Here is a 22,829-nt window from a genome sequence, read left to right as displayed (position 1 = left end):
GCCGCCGCTGCCGCCCCGATCAGTCGGTGCGCAGGTGTCCGTCGGCGCGCATTTTGTTGAGGATGTCGGCCTCCGACGACCCAGCCGCCAGACCCAGCGCCTGCGCCAGTTCCGCCCGGCTGGCAAAGTTGTCGAACACGATGTTTTGTGTCGGCTCAAAAGTGCCGCCTCCATCGTGGTCCACCTGCAACACCAGCTTGGCGCCTTCGGTAACAAAGCGCAGGTAGCTGCCTAGGTTATTAGCGTTTTCTCCCTGCAGCAGATCGCGCAGGTCGAGCGCGTCGCCTTGGCCGGGGTTGAAGTCGGTGATCACGTCGCGCGCCGGGCTGGCGGTGGTGCCTTGGTCGCCCAAGCGCCATGCAAACACGTCTGCCCCCAGACCGCCGGTGAGGGTGTCGTTGCCGCTGCCGCCGAACAAGGTGTCGTTGCCCTCGCCACCCGTCAAGGTGTCGTTGCCCTGCTGGCCGAACAGGATGTCGTCTCCGGCGCCGCCGCTCAGGGTGTCGTTGCCACCTGTGCGCCCTGCTTCATTCGCCACCACCGTGGCGTTGGCGCGGATGTAGGACAAGGTGTCGGCGCGCGTCCAGCCCGATGTGCCCGCTTCGAGGGCTTGAAACACCGCCCAGCCCGACCCTGGCGGCAAGGCAATGCCTTGCTGCACAGCCAGCGCATCGCTGTTGAGCACGTCACCAAAGATGATGTCATTGCCCTCACCACCGCGCAAATCGTCATCGCCTGCGGCCAACAACACGTCGGTCGTGCTGCCCGTTGACAGCGCGGCGTTGAGCGCTGCGGCGGTTAGAACTATTTGCGGCTCACCAACTGGTCCGGTGACCACCCGCTCCACGCTGATGTCGTCAATTCGGACTTGAGCGTTGTTTGAGTTTTTGCCGTGCGACCCGTCGAACACGGTGAACCGCAGGCCGTAGCTGCCAGCTGTCAGTGCGGTGGTGGTGACGACCGGGTTGGGCTGGTTGCTGTCAGTGGCGGTGCGTATGACTCCACCTTGACCGGCCACCTCAACCCATACGTTGTTCTCAAAACGCAACAGCTGCCACGTGAAGCTGTCACCCGTGCCCGTGTTGGTCTCGAAATTACGCGTCTGGTAGTTGAAGTTCAGCCTTGCGCCCTCTTGCACCTCGATGGCTTGGCTGGTCGCTAGAGTGACTGTGGTTGCACCAGTTCGTGCCGGACTGCCTGCTTCTTCCCCAATGTTGTCCACTATCCTCAGAGCGTCATCTCTTACTCTGCGCGTCCCCTCACCGGTGAGGATCCAGCTATCCTCGTCGTTGATCGCAGCCGAGCCAGAGAAGTTGGCCACAACCCCGAACCCAAACGAAACTGTAGCCGTGCCCACGGTGCTGGTGTCGTCAAAGAAGCGCAGCAAGTTGCTGTTCACGCCCGTGCCGATGCCGATCGCCATGACTTCGCTGGCGGCTCTCAAGGGCGCAAAGGCCTGCACCGAATTCAGCATCGTGAGGAAGTCGGTCGTGTTGCCTGGGCCGCTCACCGCACCTTGGTCGTTGAGGAACACGGTCGGGTCGCCGTCCGTCACAAAGAAGGTTTTGTCCACATAGACCGGATTGGCTTTGGCGGCGTTATTGAACCAGCTGACGGCGACATTGAAGGCCGCTTCGTAGTTGGTGGTTCCGCTGGCAGTAAGGCCGCTGATGAGGGGGTTGAGGGCATTCAGGTCAGATGGCTTGAAGTCCACAATCGTGATGCGCTCTTGGGCCGTGCTGGAAAACGCAATCAGCGTCAGGTTGATGAAGCCGTCGTGGTTGGCCAGTTGCGTCGCCAGGTTTTGCAAGGCCTCCCGCATGAGCTGGATCCGGTCGCCGGCCATGCTGCCCGAAACGTCCACCACCAAGGCGATGTTGTAGTTCTGGCCGGGGGTAAATTCGGTGCGCTGACCGCCCACATCCCCCACCAGAATATCGTTGCCTCCGCCACCGAACACGACACCGTCTTTGCCCTCAGCCGGGTTGCGCACCGCGTGGTCGTCGCTGGTGGTGGTGGTGCTGCTGACGGTATCGGATGCATTGCTGCCCACCACCAAAAGGTTGTCCACAATGGTGGCGGTGGCGCTGTCGCTCACCGTCGTGGTTAGGCTGGTCAGGGTCGCCGTCAGCGTGAAGTTCTCGTTGGCTTCGTTGATCGAGTCGTCCACAGTGTTGGTGCGCACTTGCACCAGGCTGTCGCCCGCCGCCACGTTGATCGGAGCGGTGTAGGCGATCCAAGTGGTGCCGCCGTCGAGGCTGTACTCGAACACGCCGTCGTTGTAGTCGGCCGGGCTCAGGGCGCTGCCGTCGGCCAGCGCCAGCGTCAGGGTCGAGCCCGCCGCCGCCGCCGTGACCTGCACGCCAAACACCGCCGGCTGGCCCTCGGGTACGACGATGTCGCCGGTGCCGGTGCCGGGGGCGCCGACCATGATGGTGGGCACGCTGACGGCATTCACATTGACGTTAAAGCTTGCTGTGGCCCAGTCGCCATCGCTGTCGGTGGCGCGAACCTCAAATCCGAGCGTCAGATCCGGCGGCGTGATGCGGTCGATGACGCCAAAATCCTGCACCCGCACGCTGTCGCCGCTTCCGTCCAGAATAAAACGCACGTCCACGCGGGAGAATTCGGTATCGGATGCGATCGACGCCAACTGATTCCCGTCGTTCTTCAAACCCGACAACGTCAGCTGTCCAAAATCCACCACGGTGGTGCCGTCGGCTGCGTAAGCCACCCACTCGATGGTCGCCGTGTCGGTGTTGCCGTTGCCATGCACTTGGAACGACAAGCCATCGGCTGGCTGCGCCATGCTGGCCCGGAAGCCCTCGTTGTGGTCTATGTTGCCGTTCTGGACGCCAAAGCCCAAGTTGTTGGGGTTTAAGTTGTCGGCATTGCTGACTGTCCCGGGGTTTTGTGGAGCACCCACACCACCCGCGTTGGTATATAGCAAACCGTCAAAGGTCACGGTGTTGGTGCCTGCGGTGACGACGATGGTTTCTACCGGGTTGCCAGCGCCAAACTGGTTACCGATCGCAATGGTTTGCGTAGGCTGCGGGGTGACGAGGGTGAAGGTGTAGGTGCCGTTGGTGTTCAAACTCAGGGTGTAGAACACCAAGGGCGGCAGCCCGCTGCCATCAATGGCGGCAGTCAGGGTTCTGCCGTCTAGCGAGAGGGTTTCGGTGATGCCAGGCAAATCCGTCCAGCCCGACAGCCGAATCGACTGCGCCGCAGCAGGCCCGTCGGCACCAAAGGCCAGGCCCACGATGTTGCCGGTTTGGCTGCCCACTTGGTTGGGCAGTGTCAGGGAGTCCACGCTGGTGATGCGCGGCATGTCGTCTTCGATGGTGATCTGGAGGCTGCCGGCATCTACTGGATTGACCCCGTCGGAGATGGAAAGGCCGACGCTAAAGCTGAGCAAGTCCTCGACGTTGTTGGTGGGGTGCTGGATGGGCGCGAGCAGCTCGACCACGTAGTTCACAGACGTAGCACCCGTCGTGACAGCGGTGCTGCCGCCGTTGAGCGTGATCTGAATGACCTGCGTCGTGCCCGCGCTGCCGATGAGCACCGCTTGGTTTGCGCCATGGCTCCACGTGAGCGCCGTGCCGCCGATGGTGGCAGGCAAGCCGGTGAGCGGCAAGGCGATGGTCAGAGGGGCCACGCCGTTGCCGGTGACTGCAAGGGTGCCGCTGGCGCTGCGGCTGTTGGTGGTGTCAACTGGTGTGCCGCTGGTGTCTACTAGGCCGTTCGCCAAGCCCTCCTCGGATACGCTGACCGCCAAATCATCAATGGTGGGTGCGGTGTCGTTGTCGAGGATGGTGGCGGTGGCCCTGTCGGCACCCGGGTCGACCGTGGCACCTGTGGCCGCATCGATGGTGGCAACGACGGTTTCGTTGTTTTCATCAAGAATGTCTGGCGTCGGGTCGGCGGTGAAGCTCACGCTGCTCTGGCCGGCCAGGATGGTAACGGTGCGGGTCTGGCCAGCTGGCAACCCGGTTACCGCGTAGTCGGTGTTTTCGGTGGCCGTGCCAGTCAGGCTGATGGTCACCACGGTGTCGGTGACCGAGACCCGGTCTTGGCTGACGGTGAAGGTGATGACGGCTGCGCCGTCTTCGTCCACGGTGGCCGGTCTGGCGCTGATCGAGACCACCGGCGGCGTACCGTCCTCAAACTTGAACGCGGCGCTGATGTCGCGCGTGGCGCTGTCGCTGGCTTGATCGCCGTCGCCGTCGGTGATGGTGGAGCTGGCGCTCAGCAGCACGGTTCCTGCCGGCAAGCCCGCAAGGCTGCCGCTGACGGCGTGGTCGATCTCGATGTGCTGGGTCAGGGTGACTTGGCCAGTGCTGGCATTGACGCCGATCTCGAACACGGTGTTGCTGGCGGTGACCAAGTTGGCCGCCGCAGCGGTCGAGCCCAGCAGCTGCCCGTTGGGGCCGGCAAACAGGCTGATGGCTTGCCCACCGCTGCTCAGGCCGGTTGCTGGAATGCCCACGCTCAGGCTGTAGCTGCTGCTGCGGCTGGCCTCGCCGTCGGCACCGGCGTTGGCGCTGACCGCAAACAAGCCGGCAAAGTTGCCCGTGGCCGTGTCGCTGGCCGCGCCGATGGTCTCGGCGTCTTGGGTGGTGAGCACGGGCAGGGGTTGGGCGTCTGGGGAGGCCAGTGAAACGTCGATGCGCGGGCCGTCGTCGGCAATCGAGACCAAGCTCCCAACGTCAACCGTGGCGCTGACCGTGTCGCCGTCGCCGTCGGTGGCGGTCAAGCGCAGCTCGATGACACCTTGGGCGATGCTGACGCTGTCGTCGGGGTCTAGTGCGTCGCCGTGCACGACCGCACGCTGCTGGTCGAAACTGACCACGCCAGTTTCGGCATCGACCGACATGACGAACACCGTCTGTTGCACGTTGTTGACGGTCACGACGCCAAGGATTTGACCGTTGCTGCCTTGGGCGATGACCACCGGCTGGCCGCTGGCGGTGTCGGTCAGGCCGGTTGGGGCACCGTTGGCAGCCGTCAGATCAAACACGCGCGCGTTGCTGGCGGCCGCGCCATCGGCACCGAAATCGACGCTGAAGCGCAGCGCCCCGGCGTTGGCGCTGCCATCGTCACCGAGCCTGGTTTCATCGACCAGGATGGGGTTGTTGGCCGCCATGCGGATGTTGTCGATGTAGGCGCCTAGGCTGTTGGCCGAGCCCGTGCCGGCAAAGCTCAGGGTGTTGAGGCCCGGTGTGACGTTGGCAAAGCTCAGGTTGATGGTGCTCCAGCCGTTGGTGCCCGGGGTCGTGGTTGCCGTGACTCCGCTGGGGGCGCTGATGCTGAGCACGCCTTGGGCGTCGGCGCTGATGGCAACCACCACCGCGCCCAGTGTGACGGTCATGGTGCTGTCGGTCATGGCAGCCGGGCGCGGCTGGTAGTCGAAGGACATGACGAAGGGGGCCGCGGGCACATAGAGCTGGGTCGAGAGCACGCTCAGGGTGTTGGTGCTGCCGCCGGCCAGGTTGTGCGCATCGAGCTCGGCCTTGTGCGCGCCGTCGGAGGGCGCAGCACCGCCGACGTTGCCGCGCTGGATTTCGATCCCGGCCTCGTTGAGCGTCCAGACGATGCCGTCGTTGCCCACCAAGGTGCTGCCGTTCTCGCCCACGACGAACCAGCCGCCCTGGTTGGGCTCGGTGGTCACAAAGCCCTCGAAAGATTCGCGCAGGTTCTGGGTGGGGGAGACGGTGATGCGCGGCATGTCGTCTTCGAAGCGCATGGCGGCACCGATGTCGATGCGCTGGCTGTCGCGAGCTTGGTCGCCGTCGCCGTCGGTGATGGTGTCGGTGCGCTCCAGGAGCACCACACCGTTGGGCAGGCGCAGCAAATTGGCGCTGTTGTTGAAGGCGTCGTTGTCGGCGGCCTCACCCGCGTGGTCGAGCTCGAGGTGCTGGGTCAGGGTTACCTCGCCAGTGCTGGCGTTGACGCCGATCTCGAACACGGTGTTTTCGGCGGTGACCAAGTTGGCCGCCGTGGCGGTCGAGCCCAGCAGCTGCCCGTTGGGGCCGGCAAACAGGCTGATGGCTTGCCCACCGCTGCTCAGGCCGGTTGCTGGAATGCCCACGCTCAGGCTGTAGCTGCTGCTGCGGCTGGCCTCGCCGTCGGCACCGGCGTTGGCGCTGACCGCAAACAAGCCGGCAAAGTTGCCCGTGGCCGTGTCGCTGGCCGCGCCGATGGTCTCGGCGTCTTGGGTGGTGAGCACGGGCAGGGGTTGGGCGTCTGGGGAGGCCAGTGAAACGTCGATGCGCGGGCCGTCGTCGGCGATCGAGACCAAGCGCCCGACATCAACCGTGGCGCTCACCGCATCGCCGTCGCCGTCGGTGGCCGTCAGGCGCAGGTTGATGACGTTGGGGTTGAGGCTGACGCTGTCGTTGGGGTTTTGTGGGTTGCCGTGTACGACTGCGCGCTGCTGGTCGAAGCTGACCACTCCGTCGGCATTGACCGACATGACGAACACCGTCTGTTGTACGCTGTTGACGGTCACGACACCAAGGATTTGACCGTTGCTGCCTTGGGCGATGACGACTGCTTGACCGGTGGCGGTGTCGAACAGGCCAGTTGCTGTATCGTTGGTTGCCGTCAGACTAAACACGCGTGCGTTGGTGGCTGCAGCCCCATCGGCACCGAAATCGACGCTGAAGCGCAGCGCCCCGGCGTTGGCGCTGCCATCGACGTTGAGCGAGGTTTCATCGACCAGAATCGGGTTGTTGGCCGCCATGCGGATGTTGTCGATGTAGGCGCCATTGGTGTCGCCGTTGACGTTGTCCGACAGGCCGGCAAAGCTCAGACTATGCAAGCCCGGTGTGACACCGCTAAAGACCAGCCCAATGCCGGTCCAGCTGCCGCTGCCCGCAGTCTGGTTGACTGTGACGCCAGTTAGCGGGGCGTTGATGGTGAGGACCCCGTTCGAATCGGAACTGATGGTGACTTCGATGTTGTTGAAGCGCACCTTCATCCCGCTGTCGGCCAGGTCTGCCGGGCGCGGCTGGTAGTCGAAGGACATTTCGAAAGTGCTGCCGGGCACATAGATCTGGGTCGAGAGCTCGGTCAGGGTGTTGGCGCTGCCGCCAGCCAAGTTGTGCGCATCGAGCTCGGCCTTGTGGGTGCCGTCGGAGGGCAAAGCTCCACCGACGTTGCCCCGCTGGATTTCAATCCCGGCTTCGTTGAGCGTCCAGACGATGCCGTCGTTGCCCACCAGGGTGCGGCCAGCCTCGCCGACGACGAACCAGCCGCCTTGGTTGGGCTCGGTAGTCACAAAGCCCTCGAAGGATTCGTGCAGGTTTTGGGTGGGGCTGACGGTGATGCGCGGGATGTCGTCCTGTACCGACAGGTTGATGGTGCCCGTGGCCGCATCGCCGTCGCGGTCGGTGGCCACCACGCCGATCGAGCCCAGGCTGAGCACCTGTTCGCCGCCGGCCAGCGCATGGCGCAGGTTGTCCGACAGGGTGGCGTTCACGGTCACGTTGCCGCTGGTGCCGTGGGCGATCGAGCCCGGCGCTGACAAGGTCAGGGTCAGGGCAAGGGTTCCGGTGTCGCTGAAGGTGGCAGTGAGGGTGGTGGCGTTGGTGCGGGTCCAAGTCAGCTCCGGGCCGGTCACGCCGTCGGTGTTGCGCACCAAGTTATTCAAGTTGGTCGAGAAGGCAAAGCCCACCAGGTCGTCGGAACCGGCCGTGAATGCCAAGGTGGCGGTGGCGGCTTCGGCGCTGGTGGCCGGGTTGGTGCCGGTGGCGTTGGCGTTGCCCAGCGCTTCTTCGTCCAGCGTCAGCGTTTGCGCTTTACCGGCGCTGGGGTTGCGGCCGTCGGTGACGGTGATCGTGTGGCTGTTGGACTCGACGTCGCTGTCGGCGTCGGTGGCGCGAATGCTGAAGGTGAAGTGGACGCCGCTGGGATTGTTCAGGTTGGGGTTGGGGTCGAAGCTCCACGTTCCGCCGGCATTGACGGTCAGGGTGCCCAGCGCTTGGCCGCCCACATTGACCGCGATCGAGGTGCCGATGGCATGGCTCTGGTCGCCAAGCCTGACCACCACTGCGCCGGGTTGATCGGCACCCATCTGCACGTTCCAGGTGCCTGCGATGGTGCCAACGGCGTCTTCTGCAACCGTGTCTGCGCCGCGCAGATCGACCCGCGGCACGTCGTCGATGATCTTGATCGACAGGGCTTCGCGGAGCACGAGGGCGTCGCCGTCGCGGTCGGTGGCGACGATGGCGCTCGACAGGTCGAGGGTGCGCGTGTTTTCGCCATCGCCGGCCGGGTGGTCGATCGGGGCGCGCAGGGTGAAGGTGTAGCTGCCGTTGGGCTGCAGCTGGAGCGTGAACACGGGACGCGCGGCTTCACCGGTGCCGGCCGTGGCGGTCAGGGTGTTGCCACTCACGGCGTAGGTGACGGCAAGGCCTGCGGAAGTGAGCGCGGGCAGCCCGCCCAGCACCGGGTTGAGGCTGAAGGTCAGCGGGTCGTCGGCGCCAGACTCGGCCTGGCCGGCGACGCTGCCGTTGACTACGGTGCCGAGGTTTGGCCATTCCGGATTGCCGCCCGGCAGCGCTTCTTCTTCGACCAAGCCAATGGATGGCAGCCAGCCATCCAACTGCGGCACGTCGTCGGTCACATTGACGGTAAAGCCACGGCTGAGGGTGATGCGGTCGCCGTCGGCGTCGGTCGCGGTGATGACCGACGAGAGGTCGAGCGCCAAGTTGTTGGCGCCTTGGCCGCTGGCGTGGTCGAGCTGGTCGAACAGGCGCAGGGTGTAGTTGCCGTTGGGCTGGACTTCGAGCGTGAACACGGTGCGTGCGGCGGTGCCGCTGCCGGCCGTGGCGGTCAGGGTGTTGCCGTTGACCGCGTAGCTCAGGGTTGCGCCTGCTGAAGTGAGGGTTTGCGCCGTCAGGCCAGCGAAGTCAGTGGACAAGCCAAACCCGCCGCCCGCTGCCGCGCCGTCGGCGCCGTAGCTGACTAGGCTGGCCAGCGAGCCGCTGACGGTGGCCGGGCCGCGGATCTGACCCGGGTCGCCAGTAAACGAGCCATCGGCGTTGCCGTCGTTGGGCGAGGTGCCGGTGGAAAGCGGGGTGCGGATGTCGTTTTCGGCCACGGTGGCAGTCACCAAGCGCTCGGCCACGGCCACCGGGATGTCGTCTTGCACGTTGACGACGACGCGCACCCCACCGGCTACCGCATCGCCGTCGCCGTCGATGGCGTTGAAGACAAAGCCGTTGCTGAGCACGCTGACCAGGTTCTCGCCCGCGCCTGCGATCAGCAGGTTGTCGAGCAAAGTGACGGTGTAGTTGCCGTTGGCGCCCACGGTCAGGCTGAGGGCCGCGCCGCTGCTACCCTGTTGCACTTGAGCGTTGGCGTTGAGGAACACGGTGGTTGGGACAGACTCTGGCACAGCGACCGAGAAGGACTGCTCACCCACCATCCAACTCACGCCGGTGACGCGGCCAAAGCCGTCGGCACCCCAGTTGACGTTGTCCACGATGCTGCCGCTGACGCTGGCACTGCCGCCGGCATTGACTTCGCCGGCGCGCGGCGGTTGCGCATCGGCGTTTGCGCCTTGCAGCGCGTCTTCGTCGAGCAGCAAGGTGTCGGCGGCAACCTCGATGCGCGGCACGTCGTCCTCAAAGCGCATGGCCGCACCGATGTCGATGCTCAAGCTGCTGCTGGCTTGGTCGCCGTCGCGGTCGGTGATGGTGTCGGTGCGCTCCAAGTACACGACTTCATTGGGCAGGCGCAGCATGTTGGCGCTGTTGTTGAAGGCGTTTTCGTCTTCGGCTTCGCCCACATGGTCGAGCTCGGCAAACTGGGTCAGGGTGACTACGCCGTCGCCATCGACCGTGATGCTGAAGATGTCGCGCTCTTGCCCATCAACGGTGATGCGCCCAAACACAGCCCCATCAAGTTCGAGCAGCTGCACGTCTTGACCTTGGCTGGTGAAGCCGGCCAAACCGATGCCCAGCATGCGCACGGCGTAGCTGGTCTGAACCGAGCCGGCGCCGTCGGCACCAAAGTTGGGGGTGCTGGCAAACATCCCGGCAAAGCCGGCGCTGACGCTGTCGGAGACTGCCGTGGTGGCGTTGCCCGCGACGGTGTCGATGGTCTCGGCGTCTTGCGTGGTGAGCACAGGCAGGTTGGTGCTCCAGGTGACTTCGATGTTGACGTCGTTGAAGTCGCCGTCGCCACCGCCACGGATGTCTTCCCAGTTGAGATTGCCCGGATCCGCGTTGTCTTGCACGTAGGCCCGGTCATCGGGGTTGAGGGCGGCGACATCGAACAAGATGCCGCCCTCGCCTCCTTCACCAACCAAGGCGGTGTTGCCGCCTACAGGGGTAGCTTGCCAATAGCCGCCAGCCTCATTGAAACTGAAAGTAACCGGGGTGTTGGGCTCCAAGCCCTCGTTGCGGTTGTTGCCGTTGGGGATGATGAAGAAGCCGACCTGTTCGGCGGTGAAACCGACGATGGTGACTTCGGTGGTGCCAAAGGCTTTGACGTTGTCCCAGATCACGACGCCAGTGGTCGGGTTGCCATTGGCGTCTTTGATGTAGTAGCCAAAGCTGTTGTCGTAGCCGGCGTCGGAGCCGCGCAGGGTGACCGTCAGGGTGGTGGTCAGGGCGCTGCTGACGTCGATGCTCGGCGCATCGTCGGCAAAGCTCAGGGCGTTGCCGATCTCAAGGCTCAAGCTGTCGCTGTTGCTGTCGCCATCGCCGTCGGTGAGGGTGTCGGTGCGCGTGAGCGTGACCGACCCAGCCGCCAGTCTGACCGTGTCGTTGGGGTTGCTGGTGTCGGCGTGGCGCAGCGCACGGATCTGGTCGAGGCTGACCTCGCCTTGGGCGTTGACGCCCACCGTGAAGACGTCGGTGACGACGTTGTTGATGGTGACCTGACCGCGCACGGTGGTGCCGTCGAGCACCAAGACGACGTCTAGGCCGCTGGCCACATCGACCACGCCGCTGGCGATGGCGCTGTTGACGCCCAAGCTGTAGACGCTGCTGCGGCTGGCCTCGCCGTCGGCACCAGCGTCGGCATCGACCGCAAACAGGCCAGCAAAGTTGGCGCTGGCGTTGATGCCCAAGTTGCTCTCGTCCACCGCCAGCACGGGCATGACGGCCTCGCTGCGGCTGACGTCGATGCTCGGCACATCGTCCTCAAAGCGCATGGCCGCACCGATGTCGATACTCAAGCTGCTGCTGGCTTGGTCGCCGTCGCGGTCGGTGATGGTGTCGGTGCGCTCCAAGTACACGACTTCATTGGGCAGGCGCAGCATGCTGGCGCTGTTGTTGAAGGCGTTATCGTCATCGTTTTCGCCCACATGGTCGAGCTCGGCAAACTGGGTCAGGGTGACTACGCCGGCGCTATCGACAGTGATGCTGAAGATGTCGCGCTCTTGCCCACCAACGGTGATGCGCCCAAACACCGCCCCATTGAGTTCGAGCAGCTGCACGGCTTGACCTTGGCTGCTCAGGCCAGACAAACCGATGCCCAGCATGCGCACGGCGTAGCTGGATTGAATCGAGCCCGCACCGTCGGCACCAAAGTTGTGGGTGTTGGTGCTGTCAAACAGATGACCAAAGCCGGCGCTGGCGCTGTCAGAAACCGCCGTGGTGGTGGTGCCCTCCACGGTGTCGATGGTCTGGGCGTCTTGCGTGGTGAGCACGGGCAGGTTGGTGCGCGCGGTGACTTCGATGTTGACGTCGTTGAAGTCGCCGTCGCCACCGCCACGGATGTCTTCCCAGTTGAGGTTGCCCGGGGCCGCGTTGTCTTGCACATAAGACCGGCCATCGGGGTTGAGGTCAGCGTCGTCGAACAAGATGCCGCCCGCACCCCCTGCACCGACCAAGGCGGTGTTGCCGCCTACAGGGGTCGCTTGCCAATGGTTGCCGACCTGCTGGAAGGTAACGGGGGTGTTGGCCGCCAGATCCGGGTTGAGGTTGTTGCCGTTGGGGATGATAAAGAAGCCGATCTGATCGGCGGTGTAGCCGACGATGGTGACTTCGGTGGTGGCAAAGGCTTTGACGTTGTCCCAGATCACGACACCGGTGGTCGGGTTGCCATCTTCGTCTTTGATGTAGTAGCCAAAGCTGTTGTCGTAGCCGGCGTCGGAGCCGCGCAGCGTGACCGTCAGGGTGGTGGTCAGGGCGCTGGTGACGTTGATGCTCGGCGCGTCGTCAGCAAAGCTCAGGGCACCACCGATGGCGACGCTGTAGCTGTCGCTGGCGCTGTCGCCGTCGCCGTCGGTGAGGGTGTCGGTGCGCGTGAGCGTGACCGACCCAGCCGCCAGTCTGACCGTGTCGTTGGGGTTGCTGGTGTCGGCGTGGCGCAGCGCACGGATCTGGTCGAGGCTGACCTCGCCTTGGGCGTTGACGCCCACCGTGAAGACGTCGGTGACGACGTTGTTGATGGTGACCTGACCGCGCACGGTGGTGCCGTCGAGCACCAAGACGACGTCTAGGCCGCTGGCCACATCGACCACGCCGCTGGCGATGGCGGTGTTGACGCCCAAGCTGTAGACGCTGCTGCGGCTGGCCTCGCCGTCGGCGCCGGCGTCGGCATCGACCGCAAACAGGCCAGCAAACTCGCCCGTGGCGTTGAGCGCCAAGTTGCTCTCGTCCACCGCCAGCACGGGCAGGGCGGCCTCGCTGCGGCTGAGCTCGATGCTCGGGCCGTCGTCGGCAATCGAGACCAAGCGCCCGACGTCAACTGTGGCGCTGACCGCATCGCCGTCGCCGTCGGTGGCGGTCAGGCGCAGGTTGATGATGCCTTGGGCAATGCTGACGCGGTCGTTGGGGTCTTGTGCGTTGCCATGCACGACCGCGCGCTGCTGGTCGAAGCTGACCACGCCGGTGGCCGGGTCAACCGACATGACGAACACCGTCTGTTGTACGTTATTGACATCGGTTACGACGCCAAGGATTGCACCGTTGCTGCCTTGGGCAATGACGACTGCTTGACCGGTGGCAGTGTCGGTCAGGCCGGTTGCATCACCGGTCCGAGCCTCCAGCACGTACAGCTTGCCACCACCAAGGGCAGGCCCATCGGCACCAAAGCTGACGCTGAAGTGCACCGTGCCATATGCGGATGTGCCATCGACGCCAAAGTCGCTCTCGTCCACCGTAACGGCGCCCGGCTCGACCGGCGGGTACCCACCGCCATTGCCATTGGTGGGCACGTCGTCAGGGTAATCTGGCTCAGCGTAGCTGATAACCGGGATGTCATCTAGCACATTGACGTTGACGCGCACGCCACCCTCGATCGGGTCGCCGTCGCCATCGACGGCGTTGAAGGTGAAGCCGCCTTCGAGCAGCGCCATGTAGTCTTCTTCGCCAGACTCGCCGTGGGTTTGGGCGCGCAGCAACTCAAAACTGTAACTGCCGTCAGCACCCACGGTCAGGCGAATGGCGGCGTTGGCAGGGTCACCCAACCCACCGCTGGCGAGGATGTAGACCGTGGCGCTGGTGGCATTGGCCGCCAAATTAACGCTGCCGCCATTCCAGCTTACGCTGGTGACGCGACCAAAGCCGTCGGCGCCCCAGCTGACGTTGTCCACAATGTCGCCGTTGGCGATGGCACTGCCGCCGGCATTGAATTCACCAGGGCGAAGCGGGTTGCCGTCGGCGTTGCCGCCTTGCAGCGCGTCTTCGTCGAGCAGGGCGGTATCGACCCGCGGCCCAGCGTCTTCGCCCAAAATGGCCGCCGGCACGTCGTCGGCAACCGAGATGGCCAAATTGATGGTCAGGTAGCCGCCCGTGCCGGCGGTGCCGATGAGGGCGATGGGGCTCAGGGCCAGCAGCTCTTCGACCGTGCCGGGGGTGGGGTGGTTGAGCGGGCCGACCACGGTGAGGGTGTAGTCGCCGTTGGGCTGCACGGTGAGCAGCACGGAAGGCGGGGTGGTGGCGCCGGGGGGGATGACTTGGCCGTTGGCGTCGAAGGCCAAGGTGCTGCCGCCGGGCGCGATGGCGATGAAGCCCAAGCCCGGCACGCTGAAGCTGGTGAGCACGCCGCCCACGCCGGTGAGGAAGTTGCCGCTTCGCGATGCGCTCAGGCCGTCGTCGGTTTCGTCGTTGCCGTCCAGGCCCAGGGCGGATTCTTCTTCGAGTTCGAAGCTCAGGTCGATCGTGACCGGGGCCGGCTCGCCCTCGATCTCGTCGGTGGTGTCGGCGGCGCCGAGGTTGAACTGGAACGCCAGCGGCTCAACCGGCTCGGCCACGCGCAGCAGGCGCACGAAGTCGCTGCCTTCGCCCGCACCGGCGGCCACGGCACCGGCGGCGGCGGGGTCCACTTGCTCGAGCAGGTCTAGGCCCTGCTCCAAAATCTGGATGATCTCGGCCACGGTGGTGGGTTGCACGGCGGCGTCGCCGGCTTGCGGGGTGGCGTCGGTGAGGGCCACGGTTTCGTCGACGCGCAAGGCCTGGTTGGGGCCCATGGCCAAGGTCTGGCCGTCGGCGAGCAGCAGCTCGACCCGCGCCCCGTTCTGGGTGCGGATGACGTCGCCGCGCTGCACGACTTCGCCCACTTGCAGGGCGCGGGAGGTGCCATCGGCTTTGACGATGACGGCGTTGCCGGTGACGGCGGTGACGGTGGCTTGGGCCATGGTAGCGCTCCTGTTGGGTATGACGATGGGCGCAGCTTAAGGCTCGAGGCAGGCTTTGCCTATTGGACTTTGGTACAGTTTTGCGGGTTTGGTGCGCAAGGCTAAACACATGCCTGTGCATCGAAGACACGGTGCGGCGGCATAATGCCCACGCGCCGGCTCGGGCTTGGGTGGTGGTGTCCCACAGCAGCAAGCTCCTACGGCTGCACCGACACCTTTGACCTTACCGAGCTTGAAGCATGAACCTTCGCACCTCACCGCAATCGCGCTCGCTGGGCCGCAAACTGGTTTTCACCGTCGTTTTGCTTTTTTCCACCTTGGCCGCCACCTCGACGGCCAGTTGGTTGATTTTGAGCCACCTCGAAAACCAGTCCGAGCGCTTGGCGCAGCGCTTCATGCCGCAAGTCGAGCGCATCTCGGACGCGCAAGTGCTGATGCTTCGCATCTCGCTCGAGGCGCGCCAAGCCATGCTGGTGACCAGCGCCGACGAGGTTCGGGCCAGCTTAGACCGCCTAGGCACCTTCAGGCAACAAAAGCTCGATCTGCTGCAAGCCTTCGAGACCAACCTAGACGACGACCGCGGGCACGAAATCTTTGCCCAAATCCGCTCGGCCGACACCGAGTTTTGGCGCCAAGCCCAGCAGGTGGCGGGCCAAATTCAGGCCGGCAACGCAGCGGCGGCTTTCACCCTATTGAACACCGATCTGGTACCGGCGCGCGACCGGGTTTTGCAGCACATGGCCGAGCAGCGCGCGTGGCAGCAGCAGCTGGTCGATGAGCAGCTGGCCGGCACCGACCGCATCGCCTTCAACACCAAGCTGGCGCTGGCCTTGGCCACGCTGCTGGTGTTTGTGGTGGCGGCTTACAACGCCCACACCTTCATGCGCACCATGCGGGCCTCGCTTGCCCGGGCGCAAAAAGTCACCTTCCGCATCGCTAATGCGCGCAACCACCAGGCCGAGCCCCCGGTGCAAGGCGACGAATTCGCTTCGCTCTTTGCATCGATCGCCGACATGGAGCAGCGCCTCAGCCAGGTGGTGGCGCGCGTGCGTCAGACTTCGACCGGTGTGTCGAGCGCGGCGGCGCAGCTCGACCACACCAGCACCGATCTGCTCGCGGCCACCGATCAGCAGATCAGCGCCATCGAATCCAGCGCCGTTCACGCGCGCAGCATGGCTGCCGCCATCGAGACCAGCGCCAGCAGCGCCAACAACGTCAGCCAGCTGGCCAGCAAGGCGGCCAACATCGCCTCGGAGGGCGGGCAGGCGGTGGGCTCGGTGGTGCAAGAGATGCAGCGCATCGGCGAGGCCTCGAAGCGCATTGCCGAAATCGTGAGCGTGATCGACGGCATTGCGTTCCAGACCAACATTCTGGCGCTCAACGCCGCCGTGGAGGCGGCCCGTGCGGGCGAACAAGGGCGCGGCTTTGCCGTGGTGGCCGGTGAGGTGCGCAGCCTGGCGCAGCGCAGCACGCAGGCGGCGCGCGAAGTCAAGGCGCTGATCGAAACCTCGACCCAGCGCGTGCAGACCGGATCGGCCGCGGCCGAAAACGCCGGCCAGACCATGCAGCGCGTGGTGGATTCGGTGGCCGAGCTCTCGCGCCTGATGGGCTCGATCGCCCAAGCCACGGCGCAGCAGCGCGCCAGCGCACAGCAGCTAGACCAAGCCGTGCAAGCCCTGAACCAGACCGCCAGCATCAGCGCCGCCGTGGTGCAGCGCTCGCAGGCCACGGCCGCCGCTTTGCGCGACCAATCGCAGCGCCTCGACGAAACCATGGGCGCCTTCAACGTCCAAGGCTCGGCTGCGCGGCAGGCGGCCTAGTTTGGGGTTTTGGGGCCTGATTTGGGCACCGCAGCGCCTGCTGCGCTGGCGCTACACTCGCAAACCATGACGCAAACCCTGCACACCTCCACCCTCCAATCCCTGCCGCTGCTGGCGCGCGGCAAGGTGCGCGACAACTACGCCGTGGGCGACGACCGCATCCTGATGCTGGCCTCGGACCGCATCAGCGCCTTTGATGTGGTGATGGAGCAGCCCATCCCCGGCAAGGGCGAACTGCTCACGCGCCTGAGCCTGTTTTGGTTCGAGCACCTGAGCCGCCTGGGGCTGTGCCCCAACCACCTCACCGGCGACGACCCCGAAAGCGTGGTCAGCGCGGCCGAGCGGCCCTTGGTGCGCGGTCGCTCGATGCTGGTGCAGCGCCTGCGCCCGATCCCCGTGGAGGCGGTGGTGCGCGGCTATCTGGCCGGCAGCGGCTGGAAAGAATACCAAAGCAGCGGCCGCGTCTGCGGCGTGGCCCTGCCGCCGGGCTTGGTCAACGCCGCGCAGTTGCCCGAGCCCATTTACACCCCCGCGGCCAAGGCGGCGCAGGGCGAGCACGACGAGAACATCACCTTCGAGCAGACGGTGCAGATGATCGGCCCCGAGCTGGCCGAGCAGATTCGGCGCGTGTCGATCGGGCTGTACCGGGCGGCGGCGGCGCATGCGCTGGGCAAGGGCATCATCATCGCCGACACCAAGTTTGAGTTCGGGCTCGACGCCCAGGGCCAACTGGTGCTGATGGACGAGGTACTCACCCCCGACAGCTCGCGCTACTGGCCGCTGGAGCAGTACCGCCCCGGCGCCAACCCGCCGAGCTTTGACAAGCAGTATCTGCGCGACTGGCTCGAGACGGCGACGGTGGCCGGCCAGCCGTGGAACAAAAGCGCCCCCGCGCCCACGCTGCCGCCTGAAGTGATCGCGCAGACCGCCGCCAAGTACCGCGACGCGCTGCAGCGGCTGCTGGGCTAGGGCGGCGCAGTTAAAGTAGCACCACCATGCCGGGGCGTCGGCTCACGACTGCTCAGATTTTTGAAATTCAAGGAGTACGCTATGCGAGCTTTCTTTGTTGCTTTGGCCCTGGCTGGGTTTGCCTTGGTCGGCCCGGCTGCGGCGCAAACCCCGGTGGTGACGGTGAGCGAACCGTGGGTGCGCGCCACCGTGGCGCAGCAGCAGGCCACCGGAGCCTTCATGCGCCTGAGCGCCAGCCAGAATGCACGGCTGGTGGCGGCCAGCTCACCCGTAGCCGGCCTGACCGAAATCCACGAAATGACCGTGGTCAACGATGTCATGCGCATGCGCGCCATCGCCGGCCTCGATCTGCCGGCGGCGCAAGCGGTCGAGCTGCGGCCCGGCGGCTACCACGTGATGCTGATGCAGCTGCGCCAGCCTCTGAACGCCGGCGAGCGCGTGGCCATCACGCTGGTGTTCGAAGACGCCAACCGCCAGCGCTTCAGCCAGACCATCGAGGCGCCGGTGCGGCCGCTCGGGGCAGCAGCTGCAGGCGCGCATGGGCATGGCGGGCATGGCCAAGGTGCGCACGGCGCCCACGGCCAAGGTCACGGCGCGCATGCAGCACCGGGCGGGCACGGGCATGGGCATGCTCCGGCCGCTCCGGCCGCTCCGCAGCGGCCCTGAAGCTCGCTTCTCCCGGCTTTATTTTTCTTGCAAAATCATACAAAATTTTGTATGATTCGCCGGTGGCCGTGACCAAATCCATCGAATTCCGGGGCAGCTCCCTTGATGACCTGCGCGCATTTCCGCTCTCGGCGCGGCGCGAGGCGGGTCATCAGCTCGATCGGGTGCAAAACGGACTGAATCCGGATGACTGCAAGCCCATGTCCACCGTGGGCCAAGGTGTGCAGGAGATTCGGATTTGGGATGCGTCCGGGGCGTTTCGGGTGGTTTACGTGGCCAAGTTTGCCGATGCCGTCTATGTGCTGCACTGCTTTCAGAAGAAAACAGAGCAGACCCGCAAGACCGATCTGGACTTGGCTGCGAAACGCTACCGCGACTTGTTGAAGGAACTGGAACCATGAGCAAACAACGCTTTGCCAGCGTCTGGGAAGCCATCGAGGACACCCCGGAAGAAGCGGAAAACATGAAACTGCGCTCGGTCCTGATGATGGCGCTGCAGAACCACCTCAGCCGCAGCCAGATGAGCCAAGCGCAAGCCGCCAAGCTTTTTGGCGTGACGCAACCGCGCATCTCAGACTTGATGCGCGGCAAGATCGGCTTGTTCGGACTCGATGCGCTGGTGAACATGGCCACAGCGGCCGGGCTGCAGGTCGAGCTGCGGGTGCACGAAGCGGCTTGATTAGTTGAGCGCCATGCTCAGGCGGCGGCGGTAGCGCGCCACCAGCTCGCTTTGCGGGTCGGTGGCTTGCAGCGCCTTGCCGGAGAGCTCGATGCCGCCGGCGCTCTTGCCCGCTTGCGCCGGGTCGGGTTTGGGTGCGGGTGGCGTCATCAGCTCCAGCAGCCCGATGTAGGTCTTGCGCGCCAGCTCGTTGGCCCAGCGGCGGTCGCGCTGGATGATCTCGAGCAGCTCGTCGAGCGCCGCCGGCCATTCGCCCAAGGCGATCAGCAGCCGGCTCTTGGCCATGCGGGTTTCGAAATCGCGCTTGTCGTGCGCGATCAGTTCGTCGAAGCGCTCCAGCGGCCACTGGCCGCGCTCGTCGGTGCTGCAAAACAGCAGCGCATTGAGCCAATGCGACAACGCCTCGAAGCGCAGTTGCAGCGGAATCTGCGCCAGCGCAGGGGCCAGCGCCAGCTCAGCTTGCTCAAACTGCCCATGGGCGATCAGGTGGCGCACGCAATCGAAGCGCAGATCGTGGTTGCCCGGCTCCTGTTGCAGGCGTTGCAGCAGCCGCGCCAGCTGTTCTTCGGCGTTCAGGTCGGTGGGCTCGGGTGCTTCGTCTGGCGGCGCGCTGTCGAGTTCGGGCAGGTGCTTGTCGAGGAAGGCGCGCAGCTGGCTCTCGGGCAGCGCCCCGGTGAAGCCATCGACCGGCTGGCCGTCGATCAGCAGCACGCAGGTGGGGATGCTGCGGATGCCAAAGGCCGCCGCCAGTTGCTGCTGTTGGTCGGAGTCGATTTTCACCAGTTTGAAGCGGCCTTGGTAGGCGGCCTCGAGCTTTTCCAGCAGCGGGCCGAGGGTGCGGCAGGGCCCACACCAAGGGGCCCAAAAATCCACCAGCACCGGCACCTGCGCAGATGCGGCGATGACTTCGGACTCGAAATTGGCAAGGGTGACGTCGATCATGGCTGGTGGCGGTGTACCGCGGGACAAAGGGGTTGGAAAAAGAAAGGGGGCACGGCAAAGCCCGGCAGCTGACATTGTCGCCCAAAGCGGTGGCGGCACGGCCACGCCTTAAAATCAAGCGCTTGCACCGGATGCGCCCTTCAGCGGGCTGCGCCGGCCCCTTTCAACGCCGCACCGCTGGTGCGTCCAATGGACAATCTCGGTTGAAGCCCGCAGCTTCGATCGACTATTTTATGAACGCAACCGTGCAGATCGGCGTGGTCATGGGCTCCAGTTCCGACTGGGAGACGATGCGCCACGCCGTCGAGATTTTGCAGCAGCTGGGCGTGGCGCACGAGGCGCGCGTGCTGTCGGCGCACCGCATGCCCGACGACATGTTTGCCTACGCCGAAAGCGCGGCCGGGCGCGGGCTGCAGGCGATCATCGCCGGCGCCGGTGGCGCGGCGCACCTGCCGGGCATGTTGGCAGCCAAAACCACGCTGCCGGTGCTCGGCGTGCCGGTGGCGGGCAAGGCGCTGGGGGGCGTGGATTCGCTGCACAGCATCGTGCAGATGCCCAAAGGCATTCCGGTGGCCACCTTTGCCATCGGCGCCGCCGGGGCCGCCAACGCGGCGCTGTTTGCCGTCGCCATGCTGGCCCTGCACGACCCGGCGCTGCTGCAGCGCCTGCAAGCCTTCCGCGCCGCGCAGACCGAGGCCGCGCGCGCCATGACGCTGCCGCCGCAGTCCAGCCCATGAACAACCCGGCCAGCTTGAACAGCGCGAACAGCCCGGCCAGCCCGGCCAGCCCGGCCAGCGCACCTGCCGCCGTTGGCGTGGGCAGCGCAGAGCGCGGCTGCGCCCAGCCCCTGCTCCAGCCCGCACTCCAGCCGCCCCAACCATTGCCACCGCAGCTGCTTCCCGGCAGCCTAAGCCCCAGCGGCCAGCCCTGCACCTTGGGCGTGCTGGGCGGGGGCCAGCTCGGGCGCATGTTCGTGCAGGCGGCCCAAAAGCTGGGCTACGCCTGCGCGGTGCTGGAGCCCGAAGACCACAGCCCGGCCGCCCAAGCCTGCCCGCAGCACATCCAAGCCGATTACGCCGACCTGCTGGGCCTCGAGCAGCTGGCGCAGCGCTGCGACGCCATCACCACCGAGTTCGAGAACGTGCCGGCCGAGGCCCTGCGCTGGCTGGCGCAGCGGCGCGCGGTGGCGCCATCCGCCGCCGCAGTGGCGCTGGCACAAGACCGCATTGCCGAAAAAGCCCATTTCAGCGCCTGCGCCCAGCAAGCCGGCGTAGGCCCGGCGCCTTACGCGGTCATCGAGACCGAGGCCCAGCTGCAGGCCGCCCCCACGGCGCTGCTGCCCGGCATCCTCAAAACCGCGCGCCTGGGCTACGATGGCAAAGGCCAGCAGCGCGTGCACACCGGCGCCGAGCTGCGGGCCGCATGGCAGCGCCTGGGCGGCGTGCCGTGCGTGCTCGAGCGCCTGCTGCCGCTCAAAGCCGAGCTGTCGGTGCTGGTGGCGCGCGGCCGCGACGGCCAGGTGGTGCACTACCCGCCGCAGCGCAACCTGCACCGCAACGGCATTTTGGCGCTCACCGAGGCCTGCCCCGGCAGCCTGCCCGCCGGGCTGGCCGCGCGCGCCGTGTCGGCCAGCGCCCTGATCGCCGCGCAGCTGGGCTACGTGGGCGTGCTGTGCGTTGAATTTTTTGTCATCGACGACGGCAGCGCCGAGGGCGCGCTGGTGCTCAACGAGATGGCCCCGCGCCCGCACAACAGCGGCCACTACACGCTCGACGCCTGCGACGTGTCGCAATTCGAGCTGCAGGTGCGCACCCTGGCCGGCCTGCCGCTGGTGGCGCCGCGCCAGCACAGCCCGGCGCTCATGCTCAACCTGCTGGGCGAACTGTGGTTTGACGCCCAAGGCCAAGCGCGCAGCCCGGACTGGGCCGCCGTGCTGGCTTTGCCCGGTGCGCACCTGCACCTGTACGGCAAGCTCGAGGCGCGCCCCGGCCGCAAGATGGGGCACCTCACGCTCACCGGCAGCAGCGCGCAGCAGGTGCGCGCAACGGCGTTGGCCGCAGCAGCCATTCTGGGCCTCGCGCCGTGGCCCTGACGCTGGACGCGCGCGCCCTTGCCGGCGCAACGGCTGGCGCGCCAGAGCCCGTGCTGCAGCGCGCCTGCGCCCAGTTGCAGGCCGGCCGCCTGCTCGCCCTGCCCACCGAGACCGTCTATGGCTTGGCGACCGATGCCGATGCGCCCGAGGCGGTGGCGCGCATCTATGCCGCCAAGGGCCGGCCGGCCGACCATCCCTTGATCGTGCATGTGGGCGGCAGCCAGCCCGCGCACTGGCAGCCGGCGCTGGCGCATTACACCCGCGCCTGCCCTGACTTTGCCCTGCGCCTGATGGCCGCTTGCTGGCCCGGGCCGCTGACGCTGATCCTACCGCGCCGCCCTGGTGTGGCCAGCGCCGCCGCCGGTGGCCAAGGCAGCATCGGACTGCGCTGCCCGGCGCACCCGGTGGCGCAAGCGGTGTTGCAAGCCGCCCTGCAAGTGGGCATCCGGGGCTTGGCGGCCCCGAGCGCGAACCGCTTTGGGCGTTTGAGCCCGACCCGCGCCGAGCATGTGGCGGCCGAGTTTGCCGGCCTGCTTAGCGACGACGATCTGCTGATTTTGGATGCCGGCCCCTGCCAGGTGGGGATCGAATCGACCATCATCGACTGCAGCCGCAGCCAGCCGGTGCTACTGCGCCCCGGCGTGCTGCCCTTGAGCACCCTCGAAGCCGCTGCCGGCCAGCCACTGGCCGCGCGCGATGCCGCAGCCCCACGCGCCTCGGGCACCTTGAGCGCGCACTACGCGCCGCGGGCCCGGTTGCGCCTGCTGCCCGCGCCCGAGCTGCAGACCGCGCTCGACCTGCTCGGCCCCGACGCACGCCACCTGGCGATTTACAGCCGCAGCCCGCTGCGCTGTGCCAGCGCCCACGTGCTGCAAGAGCGCATGCCGCAGCAGGCCAGCGCCTGCGCGCACGAGCTGTTTGCGGTGCTGCGCGCGCTCGACCGCCCTGGCACGCGGCTGATCTGGGTCGAAACCCCGCCGGACGACCCAGCCTGGGACGGCGTGCGCGACCGGCTGCAACGCGCGGCGGCGTCGGGTTAACGCGGAGGCGGGTTGGCGCGAA

General features: G+C 66.2%; 9 protein-coding genes and 2 pseudogenes. 9 read left to right on the top strand and 2 right to left on the bottom strand.

The window, feature by feature from the left end:
* Nucleotides 1–19: 19 nt before the first annotated feature.
* Nucleotides 20–14,599 (bottom strand): retention module-containing protein, encoded by a 14,580-nt coding sequence (locus SMCB_RS11220; protein WP_045537077.1) that lies wholly within the window; start codon nucleotides 14,597–14,599, stop codon nucleotides 20–22.
* A gap of 239 nt (nucleotides 14,600–14,838) precedes the next feature.
* Between SMCB_RS11220 and SMCB_RS13350 the strand changes: the two are divergent.
* The 6 genes and pseudogenes from SMCB_RS13350 to SMCB_RS11195 form a co-directional block, all read left to right on the top strand.
* Nucleotides 14,839–15,309 (top strand): annotated as a pseudogene (locus SMCB_RS13350) (MCP four helix bundle domain-containing protein); the annotation flags it as partial.
* 27 nt (nucleotides 15,310–15,336) lie between these two features.
* Nucleotides 15,337–16,419: a methyl-accepting chemotaxis protein gene (locus SMCB_RS11215; RefSeq protein WP_420834910.1), complete on the top strand. Its 1,083-nt coding sequence runs from the start codon at nucleotides 15,337–15,339 to the stop codon at nucleotides 16,417–16,419.
* Between the two features lie 66 nt (nucleotides 16,420–16,485).
* On the top strand, nucleotides 16,486–17,388 hold the full coding sequence (locus SMCB_RS11210; protein ID WP_045538102.1) for a phosphoribosylaminoimidazolesuccinocarboxamide synthase: 903 nt from the start codon (nucleotides 16,486–16,488) through the stop codon (nucleotides 17,386–17,388).
* An 81-nt stretch (nucleotides 17,389–17,469) separates the two neighbouring features.
* Nucleotides 17,470–17,946, top strand: a pseudogene (locus SMCB_RS11205) (copper chaperone PCu(A)C); the annotation flags it as partial.
* Nucleotides 17,947–18,116: 170 nt separating this feature from the next.
* Complete coding sequence (locus SMCB_RS11200) at nucleotides 18,117–18,455, top strand: type II toxin-antitoxin system RelE/ParE family toxin (protein WP_045538098.1); 339 nt, start codon at nucleotides 18,117–18,119, stop codon at nucleotides 18,453–18,455.
* Nucleotides 18,452–18,733 (top strand): helix-turn-helix domain-containing protein, encoded by a 282-nt coding sequence (locus SMCB_RS11195; RefSeq protein ID WP_045537074.1) that lies wholly within the window; start codon nucleotides 18,452–18,454, stop codon nucleotides 18,731–18,733. The genes SMCB_RS11200 and SMCB_RS11195 overlap by 4 nt, the downstream gene beginning before the upstream one ends.
* Here the strand turns inward: SMCB_RS11195 and trxA are convergent, their stop codons facing one another.
* Entirely contained in the window at nucleotides 18,734–19,675 is a 942-nt protein-coding gene (trxA, locus tag SMCB_RS11190) for a thioredoxin (protein ID WP_045537072.1), read from the bottom strand.
* A gap of 233 nt (nucleotides 19,676–19,908) precedes the next feature.
* On the opposite strand from trxA, the gene purE reads away from it, so the two are divergent.
* The 3 genes from purE to SMCB_RS11175 are packed head-to-tail and all read left to right on the top strand — an operon-like array spanning nucleotide 19,909 to nucleotide 22,807.
* Nucleotides 19,909–20,412: a 5-(carboxyamino)imidazole ribonucleotide mutase gene (purE, locus tag SMCB_RS11185; protein ID WP_045537070.1), complete on the top strand. Its 504-nt coding sequence runs from the start codon at nucleotides 19,909–19,911 to the stop codon at nucleotides 20,410–20,412.
* The gene (locus SMCB_RS11180; RefSeq protein ID WP_082027374.1) at nucleotides 20,409–21,767 is read left to right on the top strand and encodes a 5-(carboxyamino)imidazole ribonucleotide synthase; all 1,359 of its coding nucleotides are present in this window, start codon (nucleotides 20,409–20,411) and stop codon (nucleotides 21,765–21,767) included. The genes purE and SMCB_RS11180 overlap by 4 nt, the downstream gene beginning before the upstream one ends.
* Nucleotides 21,764–22,807, top strand: coding sequence for an L-threonylcarbamoyladenylate synthase (locus SMCB_RS11175; protein WP_420834909.1), 1,044 nt, complete (start codon nucleotides 21,764–21,766; stop codon nucleotides 22,805–22,807). Before SMCB_RS11180 ends, SMCB_RS11175 begins: the two co-directional genes overlap by 4 nt.
* The last annotated feature ends 22 nt before the right edge of the window (nucleotides 22,808–22,829 follow it).

Origin of the sequence: Serpentinimonas maccroryi (assembly GCF_000828915.1) — a bacterium.
GTDB lineage: Bacteria > Pseudomonadota > Gammaproteobacteria > Burkholderiales > Burkholderiaceae_C > Serpentinimonas > Serpentinimonas maccroryi.
Note: the sequence above shows the minus strand (reverse complement) of the source record. Positions and strands in the feature narration are given on the sequence as shown.